We start from the raw sequence: 1,242 nt of genomic DNA on the forward strand, positions 1-1,242 counted from the left end.
CAAATTTACGAACTGCAGGACCTGCATGAACCTTGCTTCCTGAAATCTGAGGCAGCACCGCAGGCGCATCATCCTCACTTACGATTGTCTCTTCCCGGGCATCAGTGTCATGCTCAGGTTTGGGCTTATTTTCATTGCTAGGCTTGCTGATTTCTTCGTTAGCATTCGCTGCTGATGAACCACCTTCAACCTTGAGCTCTGCAATAATATCACCTTTGGAAACCTTGTCTCCAACTTTGATATTAAGCGTTTGCAAAATACCCGACTCAGAGCAAGGTATCTCCATGGTTGCTTTATCAGACTCCAGCACAATCATCGCCTGATCACACTCTAAGGCATCACCTACTTCAACCAAGACCTCAATGACTTCAACCGATTCACTTCCGCCTAAATCCGGTACAGCTACCTGAACAAGCTCACTTTGCGGTGTTTCGCCCGGACTCTTCTCTTCCGAAGCTGATTCCTCAAGCTGAGCGTTCCCCTCAGAGGGTTCCATCACCAGTACCAAGGAACCTTCACTGACTTTGTCTCCTACTGTCAAAGAAACTGATTCAACCTTCCCCGCACATGGACTGGGTACCTCAACGGTCGCCTTATCCGATTCCAATACAATAAGTGAGCTGTCCACCTCAATTTCATCACCAGGAGATACACAGACCTCTACAACCTCTACTTCGCCCTCAACTCCGACATTGGGGACTTTGACTTCTATCGAATTCATCATCGTCTCCTGGTTATCGTTGAGTTGGACTTAGACAATTTCGGTCAATACCGAATTTGCGCATCGCATCTAGCACTACCTTCGCTTCAACCTTCCCTTCTTCAGAAAGTGCACTCAAAGCCGCCACCACGACATAGTGTCGATCAATTTCAAAAAACTGTCTTAATTTCTGCCGAGTATCACTCCGGCCAAAACCATCAGTCCCCAGAACCGTATAGCGCTTCGGTAAGTATGCTCGAATCTGCTCGCCATAAAGGCGGATATAGTCAGTCGATGCCACCACTGGTCCTTCACGTTCACCCAAGCAAGTTTCGACATAGCTTACTTTTTTCTTTTTATCCGGGTTCAACATATTCCAACGAACGGTCTTCATGCCATCTCGCGCCAATTCATTAAAACTAGTGACACTCCAAATATCACTTGCGATGTTATATTCATCACGCAAGATTTCGGCAGCAACTCTAACTTCATTTAATATGGCACCACTACCCATTAACTGAACGCTGAGTTTCTTTCCTCGC

General features: G+C 46.5%; 1 protein-coding gene and 1 pseudogene. Both read right to left on the reverse strand.

Annotated elements, in window-relative coordinates; genetic code table 11:
- Nucleotides 1-724: biotin/lipoyl-containing protein (locus tag A3735_RS01725; RefSeq protein ID WP_156499315.1), on the reverse strand; the 724-nt coding region annotated here is incomplete at its 3' end.
- 10 nt (nt 725-734) lie between these two features.
- Nucleotides 735-1,242: pseudogene (aceE, locus tag A3735_RS30095) on the reverse strand (pyruvate dehydrogenase (acetyl-transferring), homodimeric type); the annotation flags it as partial.

The sequence above is a fragment of the Oleiphilus sp. HI0061 genome (genome assembly GCF_001635675.1).